The sequence below is a fragment of the Brevundimonas sp. UBA7534 genome, assembly GCF_002479325.1.
Taxonomy (GTDB): domain Bacteria; phylum Pseudomonadota; class Alphaproteobacteria; order Caulobacterales; family Caulobacteraceae; genus Brevundimonas.
Genome location: NZ_DLMO01000116.1, coordinates 33,094 through 41,833, shown reverse-complemented (window position 1 = coordinate 41,833; position 8,740 = coordinate 33,094). Strand labels below are relative to the sequence as shown.

Below are 8,740 nucleotides of genomic sequence, written 5' to 3'. Positions count from 1 at the left end.
GGGGGATACTCGGCCGCACCTGGACGGCTCTCGCAGGAGCCGCCGGCCCGCCGCAGGCTTATGGGGTTAGGCGATAAGACCGCCACCACTCGGCGCCCCGAGCTTGCAGGCCAATCCCTCGCGCGGAGCGTCGGACTTCGTCGAAATGGTACTCACATCACAGAACTCCGGGCGAAGGCCCGGCGCTCCGCCCAGCCCTCCTTCCCAACGCCCCGGCTCCGTCGCGGCGCGCATCGTCGCGCCCGGTTCAAATCGTCGCCGAAGCGGCCTATGTCGGCGCCTTGGTCTCAGGAGGCTGGCCCTTGCTCATCGTTCTGTCCCCCGCCAAGCGGCTAGACTTCGCCCCGGCCGACCCGGCTCTGCCCGCGTCGGAGCGCCGCTTTCGCGAGGATACGACCAGCCTGTCGAAGACCGCGCGGCGCCAGACGCGCGCGGACCTGCGCCGCCTGATGGGCATTTCCGACGACCTGGCCAAGTTGAACGCCGAGCGGTTCAAGGCCTTCGATCCCGACTCGACCGACGGCGTCCAGGCTGCTTTCGCCTTCGCCGGCGACGTCTATGAGGGCCTGAAGGCGCGCGACCTGGCGCCGGACGCCCTGGCCTTCGCCCAGGATCATGTCCGCATCCTGTCGGGGTTCTACGGCCTGCTGCGGCCGCTGGACCGCATTCAGCCCTACCGTCTGGAGATGGGCACGCGGCTGAAGACCCGGCGCGGCTCCAGCCTTTACGACTTCTGGGGCGACCGGCTGTCGAAACAGTTGAACGCCGACGCCGAGGGCCAGGTCGACCCGACCCTGGTGAACCTGGCCAGCCAGGAGTATTTCGGCGCGATCGACGCCAAGGCGCTGAAGCTGCCGATCGTCACCCCCCAGTTCCGCGAGGAGAAGGACGGCGAGAGCCGTATCATCTCCTTCTTCGCCAAGAAGGCGCGCGGGTCCATGACCCGCTTCGCCATCGACGAGCGGCTGGAACACGCCGAGGATCTGAAGGCTTTCGACCGAGACGGCTATCGATTCGACAAGGCCGCCTCGTCCGAGACCGAATGGATATTCATCAGGTCGGGAAATTCTTGATCGCCTGGCCGTCCTGCCGCTAGTCTCGCCGCACAGAACCAGAGGGCGGATTCATGTTCAAATGGCCTAAGGCGTCCAAGGGCGGAAACATCGCGCACGGGCAGGCCCCGGACTTCCGCGACATCGGCGACCTGAAAGGACAGGCGGCGGTCATCACCGGCTCGACCTCCGGCATCGGCCTGGCCCTGGCCCGCGCGGTCGCGGCGCGCGGCGGCGACGTGGTGCTAAACGGCCTGGGCGATCCCGCCGAAATCGAGCGCACCCGCGCGGCGCTGGAAGCCGGCTCCAAGGGGCGCGTGCGCTATCACCCCGCCAACATGATGCGCGGCGAGGAGATCGCCGACATGATCGCCTTCGCCCGGCACGAATTCGGCCGGCTGGACATCCTGGTCAACAACGCCGGCATCCAGCACGTCGAGGCCGTGGAGAAGTTTCCCGCCGACAAGTGGGAACAGATCATCGCCATCAACCTGTCGTCGGCCTTCTATGCGACCAAGGCGGCCATTCCGATCATGAAGGCCCAGGGGCGCGGCCGGATCGTCAACATCGCTTCGGCCCACGGCCTGGTCGCCAGCCCGTTTAAATCCGCCTATGTCGCAGCCAAGCATGGGGTGATCGGCCTGACCAAGACCACGGCTCTGGAGCTGGCCCGCGACAACATCACCTGCAACGCCATCTGCCCCGGCTTCGTCGAGACGCCGATCGTGGAAAAGCAGATCGCCGACCAGGCGCGCACCCGGGGCATATCCAAGGAACAGGTCCTGACCGACGTGATCCTGGCGGCCCAGCCGACCAAGCGCTTCGTCACGACCGACGAACTGGCCGGACTGTTTCTTTATCTGGTGAGCGATCTGGGCGCCTCGGCCAACGGCGCCAGCTTCTCCATCGACGGCGGCTGGACCGCCCAATAGCCCTGAGCCAGGGCGGCGCATAAGGAGGCGGCATGGCGATCTTCAAGCGCAGGGCCGCCGATCCCGCCGACGCCGCCGCCGCCGCCTCGGGCCGGCGCCCGATCAGCCTGGCGCTCCAGGGTGGCGGGGCGCACGGCGCCTTCCAGTGGGGCGTGCTGGACCGGCTGCTGGAGGATGATCGGCTCGACATTCGGGCCGTCTCCGGCGTCTCGGCCGGGGCCATGAACGGCGCCGCCCTGATCACGGGTCTGGCGGACGGAGCCGAGGCGGGCCGCGCCGCGCTGGACCGGCTGTGGCGAGAGGTGAACCAGTCCGGCGGCCGAAACGTCTTCGGTGACAGCGCCATCTGGAACGCGGCCCAGCCCCCCGACTGGATCAAGGACACCCCCTTCTGGCGGGCCGGAGAGACCTTGGCCCTGTCGATGAGCCCCTATGAATTCAATCCGCTGAACCACAACCCTCTGAAGCGGGTGCTGAAGGCCTCGGTCGATTTCGATGTCGTGCGCGCCTCGTCCGTGCGCCTGTTCGTCGCCGCCACCGCCGTTCGTCAGGCCAAGGCGCGGCTGTTCACATCCGAGGAGATGTCCGCCGAGGTGCTGATGGCCTCCGCCTGTCTGCCGCACCTGTTCCAGGCGGTCGAGATCAACGGAGAACCATACTGGGACGGCGGCTACCTCACCAACCCTCCGCTGTGGCCGCTCACCGGAGCCGACACGCCCGACGACGTGCTCCTGATCACGCTGAACCCGATGGCGCGCGACGAAACGCCCAAGGGCGCGGGCGACATCGTCGACCGGCTGAACGAGATCGTCTTCAACGCTCCTCTGGTCGCCGAACTGCGCGCCATCGCCATGGCCGAGGAATTGATGGCTCAGGGCCACCTGAAGGCGGGCCCGTATCGCACCGTGCGTCTGCACGCCATCGAGGCCGACGGCTGGCTCAGCGACCTGTCGCTGCGCTCTAAGTTCAACACCGAATGGACCTTCCTGAACGAGCTGAAGGCGCGGGGTCGGGCGGCCGCCGATGACTGGCTGAACAGCTGCCTGCCCGTCGTCGGCGCGCGGGCCAGCGTCGATCTGCAGGCGCGCTTCGGCTAACCCACGTGGCCGGCGGCGCGCTTCAGCCGGTCGTTGATCGCCTCCCCCAGGCCTTCGGCGGGAATCGGCGAGACGGCGATGCCCGCCGGTTGGGTGCGATCGGCCTCGCGCAGCAGGCGAAACAGATTGGCCGCCGCCTCGCGCAGGTCACCGGTCGCGCTCAGGCTCCAGCGCGGGTCGCCGACGCCGGAGCCGAACCCCAGCAGGATCTCGCCGTCCCGCGCGGCCGTCGCCTCGATCCGAACCGGGGCGTCGGGCGCATAATGCAGCGCCAGGCGACCAGGCGAACGATGCCCCTCCCCGCTGTCGTCCAGCGAGCCGATGACCGATCCCAACTGGGACCGCGTCACCGCGCCCGGCCGCAGCAGGGCCACGCGGCCGTCCAGCACCGAGACGACGGTGCTCTCCAGCCCGACCGCGCAGGGGCCGCCGTCCACCGCCGCCGCCACGGCGAAACCCGTCTCCTCAACGGCGTCCCGAAAGGTCGTCGGACTGGGGCGCCCCGAGCGGTTGGCCGACGGCGCCACGACCGGACCGCCGAACGCCGCCAGCACCGCCCGCGCTCCTTCGTGCCCCGGCACGCGCAAGGCCACGCTGTCCAGCCCGGCGCGGGCCAGGTCGCAGACCCTTCGGGCGTCACGCACCGGCGTCACCAGGGTCAGCGGCCCCGGCCAAAAGGCCTCGGCCAGCCGACGCGCCCGTTCATCGAACACGCCGACCGCTTCGGCGGCGACCGCATCCGCGACATGGGCGATCAGCGGATTGAAGCGGGGCCTCCCCTTGGCCTCAAAGATCGCGGCGACGGCCTGCGGGTTCGAAGCGTCGCCCCCCAGCCCATAGACCGTCTCGGTCGGCAGCAGGATCAGCGCGCCCTGCCTCAGGGCCTCGGCGGCCTGTTCCGGCGTTTCGCTCACGGTCGTCGCGGAATCAGCGGGATCATCCGGTGCAGCACATTGTCTCGATCGACGAACTGATGCTTCAGCGCGCCCAGAACGTGCAAGGCGATCAGCACATAGAGGCCCTTCACCACCAGGCCGTGGACCTCCATGAAGCCACGCGCCGCTTCACGACCGCCTGAAACCGGCAACAGCGGCCAGTTGAACAGGCCGAACCAGACGATGTCGCGCCCCGCGGCCGACGACGCCAGCCAGCCGGTCAGCGGCATGATGATCAGCGCGGCGTAGAACAGGACGTGGGTGATCCGGGCGAATACCTTCTGCCAGCGCGGCATCGCGGATGGCAGGGGAATGGCCGGATTGGCCAGTCGCCAGCCGATTCGCGCCAGCGTCAGGACCAGGATCGTCAGGCCGACCGATTTGTGCAGGTTCACGAACTCGCGCGAGGCCGGTCCCTCGGTCGCCTCGTGCGCCGTGATAAGCAGTATCTGAGCCAGGACGGCGGCCGCGATCACCCAGTGCAGGATCAGCGACACGCTGGAATAGCGGTTGCGGTGTTCGGCCATGACTTCCCTTCCGTGGCGGCAGGGCGCCAGTGTGCCTCGACTGCATTAGCCCCGCCAAGCGCCTTGCGACAATGGGCGACGAGGGGCACCTAGTGCGGCGCAGAATTCAGAGGACCTCATGACCTATCGTGCCCCCGTCCGTGACTTGGCCTTCACCTTGGAGGCGGTCGCCGACATGCCGCAGCTGGAGGCGACCGGGGCCTATCCCGATTACGACGCCGACGTCGCCAGCGCTGTGCTGGAAGCGGCCGGCCAGTTCTCCGAAGAGGTCCTGGCGCCGCTGAACCGCGTCGGCGATCAGAAGGGCGCGACCTACGCCAACGGCGCCGTCACCGCCGCGCCTGGTTTCGCCGACGCCTATCGCCAGTTCGCCGCCGGCGGATGGACCGGCCTGGCGGCGCCGGCCCATTCGGGCGGCCAGGGTCTGCCCAAGGCGTTGGAACTGGCCGCCTTCGAGACGGTCCACGCCGCCAACATGGCCTTCGGCCTGTGCCCCATGCTGTCGCAAGCGGCCATCGAGGCGCTGGAGCAGGTCGGGACCGAGGCGCAGAAGGAGAAATACCTGGGCAAGCTGGTCAGCGGGGAATGGACGGGCGCAATGGTGCTGACCGAGCCCGGCGCAGGCTCGGACCTGGGCGCCCTGACCGCCACGGCCACGCCGAACGGCGACGGGACCTATGCGCTGAACGGCCAGAAGATCTTCATCACCTGGGGCGACCACGACGCGGTCGACAACATCCTGCACCTGGTCCTGGCGCGGCTGCCCGATGCTCCGGCCGGCCCCAAGGGCATCAGCCTGTTCCTGGCGTCCAAATTCGAGGTCGGCGACGACGGCGCGCTGGGCGGCCGCAACAGCTTCCGCCCCGTGGGAATCGAGCACAAGCTGGGCATCCACGCCTCGCCCACCTGCGTCATGGCGTATGAAGGCGCGCGCGCCGAACTGATCGGCCAGCCGAACCAGGGCCTGGCCCATATGTTCGTCATGATGAACGCCGCCCGCCTCGCCGTCGGCGTGGAAGGCGTCGGCATCGCCGAACGCGCCTATCAGCAGGCCCTGGCCTATGCGCTGGAACGCCGCCAGGGCCGCTCGGTCTGGACCGGCGAAGCGGGTGCGCCGATCTTCGATCATCCCGACGTTCGCCGGATGCTGGGCGTGATGAAGGCCAAGATTTCCGCCGCGCGCGGCATTTGCCTGTCCACCGCCGTCGCCGCCGATCTCGCCCGAGCCGCGAGCGAAGCGGAAGATCGCAAGCGTTGGAAGGCGCGCGAGGACCTGCTGACGCCGATCGCCAAGGCCTGGTCCACCGACGTCGGCTGCGAGGTCGCCTCCCTCGGGGTGCAGGTGCACGGCGGCATGGGCTTCATCGAGGAGACCGGCGCCGCCCAGCACTACCGCGACGCCCGCATCGCGCCGATCTACGAAGGCACCAACGGCATCCAGGCGATGGATCTGGTGGGACGCAAGCTGTCGATGGACGGCGGCGAAGCGGCGCGCGCCATCATCGCGGAGATGAAGGACACCCTGGCGCAGTTACCGCGCCTGTACGTCGGCAAGCCCGTCGAACGCTTCGCCGCCGCCATTGAAGCGGTGGAGGACGCGACCCTGTGGCTGCTGGACCGCAAGGCGGACGCGGACGCCGCCGCCGATGTCCTGGCCGCGGCCGACGCCTATCTGAAGCTGATGGGCGACGTCATCGGCGGCTGGATGGTCGCAAAGGGCGCCCTGGCGGCCAAGGCGCGGCTGGACGCCGGCAATGGCGATCCCGCCTGGCTGCAGGGCAAGCTGGACCTCTATGAAATCTACGCCGCCAATGTGCTGGGGCACGCCTCCAGCCGACTGGCTGCGGTCGGCCAGGGCGGCGAGGTGCTGCAGCGGATGTCGGCCGACGCCCTGGCCGGCTGATCACGGACCTGCATGGGGCGGCGCATCCAGCAGGGCCACGGCCTCGCGGATGTAGGCGGCGTGGGCGACCACGCCGAGGCCCAGCCGCTCCTGGCCCACCACCACCTCCTGGACCAGGATGCCGGCGACGTAGGGATGGTCGGGCGCGTCCACCCCGGCCGCGCGGCGCGCGGTCGGCGTCCAGAACACCGGACCGCCCGAGTTTCCCGGAAAGACCGCGAAGTCCAGCAGGAAGGTCGGAAACGCGGTGATCGGCGTCAGCGGCCAGGAAGCGATCCGCCCGGCGCGCAGGATCGGGAACCCCGCGCGGTTCGCGGACAGGCCGCGCGGATAGCCCAGCGACAGCAGTTCGTCGCCGGCGCCGACCCGCGCCTCCTCGAAGGTGTCCTCGTCCGCCAGCCAGGCCAGCGGTATGGCGGCGCGCGCGAAGATGCGCGGCGCCACCACCTCCATCACCGCGATGTCCTGGGTCGGGTGGGTGGACCACAGGGGCGTGTCTTCCGGGCCGCGCACCTGGAGCGGTTGGGGCGCGAACCGCCAGTCGCCCTCGGGCGTCTGCACGCGCCAGCCGATCCGAACCTCGCTGGCGGGCATCCGGTCCAGCACGTGGCCGGCGGTGACCAGCACCGTGCGGGGTGAACCGTCCGGTCGGGCGGCGTCCAGCAGAAAGCCGGTGCCGACCGTCCTGCCCCCCTCGCCCGACGGCTGGTCGATCTGCACGGTGGCGTTGATTAGGGCGACCGACAGGTCCCAGGCGGCAAGGACGGTCGGGTCGTGGCTCGGATCGGGAAACGGGGGCGCGAACATGATGGGCGTTTCTTCATTTGACGCCGGGGGCCGCCCGCGCACAAGGTCCGCGACCAAATCAGGGGGAGCCAAATGAACCGCCGTCAACTGATCGCCTCGAGCGCCGCCGCCGCAGCGGTCGCCGGCCTTCCCCGCGTCGCCCTCAGCCAATCGTCCGGAGCCTCGATGCCTCAAGCGCCCGTCGCCAAGAAAATCCCTGTCGTCATCGAACAGCTGGGCCGCACCCGGACCGACGACTATCAGTGGATGAAGGATGACAATTGGCAGGCGGTGCTGCGCGATCCGACCCTGATCAAGGCCGAGGTCAAGGACCATCTGACCGCCGAGAACGCCTATCGCGAGGCCATGATGGCCTCGACCCTGCCCTTGCAGGAGGCGATGTTCGCCGAGATGCGCGGCCGCATTAAGGAAGACGATTCCTCCGTGCCGTCGGGCGACGGCCCCTGGCAGTATTTTGTCGAGTATCGGACCGGCGACCAGCATCCTCGCTACATGCGCGTCGAACGCCAGGGCACGTGGATGGAGGGCGGCCGCCCCGTAACCAAGAACTTTGTGGTCGCGCCCACGCCCCAGCTTCTGCTGGACGTCAACGAACTGGCCCAGGGCAAGGCCTATTCGGAAGTCTCGGCCGCATCGCACAGCCCTGACCACGCGCTGTTCGCCTACGCCGAGGACGCGCAAGGGTCCGAGGTGCACAAGATCTACGTCAAGGACCTGGCGACCGGCGAGGTGCTGCCCGCCGTGATCGAGAGCGCGACGGGGGACTTCACGTTCTCGCCCGACAGCCAATGGATCTTCTGGACCAACCGCGACGACAACGGCCGCCCGGACAAGATCTTCCGTCGCCCGGCGCGCGGCGGCGAGACCACCCTGGTCTATGAGGAAGCCGACGACGGCATGTTCATCGGCGTGGGCCGCACGGCCGACGACAAGTTCATCGTCATAGGCATCCAGAACCAGGAAACCAGCGAAGCCCGCTATATCCCGGCCGCCACGCCAACGGCCGGGCCGGTGATCCTGGAGCCGCGCGTCGTCGCCACTCGCTACGACGTCGATCACTGGGACGACCGCTGGGTGATCCGCACCAACGCCGACGACGCCATCGACTTCAAGATCGTCGAAGCGCCGACCGAGGCGCCGGCCAAGGCGAACTGGAAGGATCTGGTGCCGCACACGCCTGGCCGTTTCATCGAGGGGCTGGACCTGACCAAGGGCCATCTGGCGCGTCAGGAACGCGCCGACGCCAACACCCGCATAATCATCCGCGACCGCGCCGGCGCCGAACACGAGATCGCCGTGGACGAGCCCGCCTTCGCCCTGTCTCTGGCCGGCGCGTCGGAGTTCGACACCACGATCACCCGCTACGCCTACAACTCTCCCTCCACCCCGACCCAGACCTTCGACTACGACATGGCCAGCCGCGAGCGGACGCTGCGCAAGACCCAGGAGGTGCCCAGCGGCCACGACCCGGCCGACTATGTGGTCGA

The 8,740-nt window shown here is 69.0% G+C and carries 7 protein-coding genes and 1 pseudogene; 5 read left to right on the top strand and 3 right to left on the bottom strand.

Translation table 11 applies throughout. The features are described from left to right. The first annotated feature begins 302 nt into the window (after window positions 1-302). The 3 genes from yaaA to B2U11_RS09175 are packed head-to-tail and all read left to right on the top strand — an operon-like array spanning window position 303 to window position 3,081. On the top strand, window positions 303-1,073 hold the full coding sequence (yaaA, locus tag B2U11_RS09185; RefSeq protein WP_292071296.1) for a peroxide stress protein YaaA: 771 nt from the start codon (window positions 303-305) through the stop codon (window positions 1,071-1,073). A gap of 53 nt (window positions 1,074-1,126) precedes the next feature. Then, the gene (locus tag B2U11_RS09180; protein WP_292071295.1) at window positions 1,127-1,984 is read left to right on the top strand and encodes a 3-hydroxybutyrate dehydrogenase; all 858 of its coding nucleotides are present in this window, start codon (window positions 1,127-1,129) and stop codon (window positions 1,982-1,984) included. Between the two features lie 32 nt (window positions 1,985-2,016). Further along, window positions 2,017-3,081 carry a patatin-like phospholipase family protein gene (locus tag B2U11_RS09175; RefSeq protein ID WP_292071294.1) on the top strand — a complete coding sequence of 355 codons (1,065 nt, stop codon included), beginning with the start codon at window positions 2,017-2,019 and terminating at the stop codon, window positions 3,079-3,081. Here B2U11_RS09175 and B2U11_RS09170 read toward each other — a convergent pair. Continuing rightward, a complete protein-coding gene (locus B2U11_RS09170; RefSeq protein WP_292071293.1) occupies window positions 3,078-3,995 on the bottom strand; it encodes an L-threonylcarbamoyladenylate synthase in 918 nt (305 codons plus the stop codon). The two genes, B2U11_RS09175 and B2U11_RS09170, sit on opposite strands and share 4 nt — an antisense overlap. Continuing rightward, window positions 3,992-4,543 (bottom strand): cytochrome b, encoded by a 552-nt coding sequence (locus tag B2U11_RS09165; protein WP_292071292.1) that lies wholly within the window; start codon window positions 4,541-4,543, stop codon window positions 3,992-3,994. Before B2U11_RS09165 ends, B2U11_RS09170 begins: the two co-directional genes overlap by 4 nt. A 118-nt stretch (window positions 4,544-4,661) precedes the next feature. Here B2U11_RS09165 and B2U11_RS09160 point away from each other — a divergent pair, with 118 nt between their 5' ends. Beyond that, window positions 4,662-6,446 carry an acyl-CoA dehydrogenase gene (locus tag B2U11_RS09160; RefSeq protein WP_292071291.1) on the top strand — a complete coding sequence of 595 codons (1,785 nt, stop codon included), beginning with the start codon at window positions 4,662-4,664 and terminating at the stop codon, window positions 6,444-6,446. On the opposite strand, the gene B2U11_RS09155 is transcribed toward B2U11_RS09160, so the two are convergent. Continuing rightward, entirely contained in the window at window positions 6,447-7,253 is an 807-nt protein-coding gene (locus B2U11_RS09155; protein WP_292071290.1) for a trypsin-like serine peptidase, read from the bottom strand. Window positions 7,254-7,418: 165 nt separating this feature from the next. On the opposite strand from B2U11_RS09155, the pseudogene B2U11_RS09150 reads away from it, so the two are divergent. Then, window positions 7,419-8,740, top strand: a pseudogene (locus B2U11_RS09150) (S9 family peptidase); the annotation flags it as partial.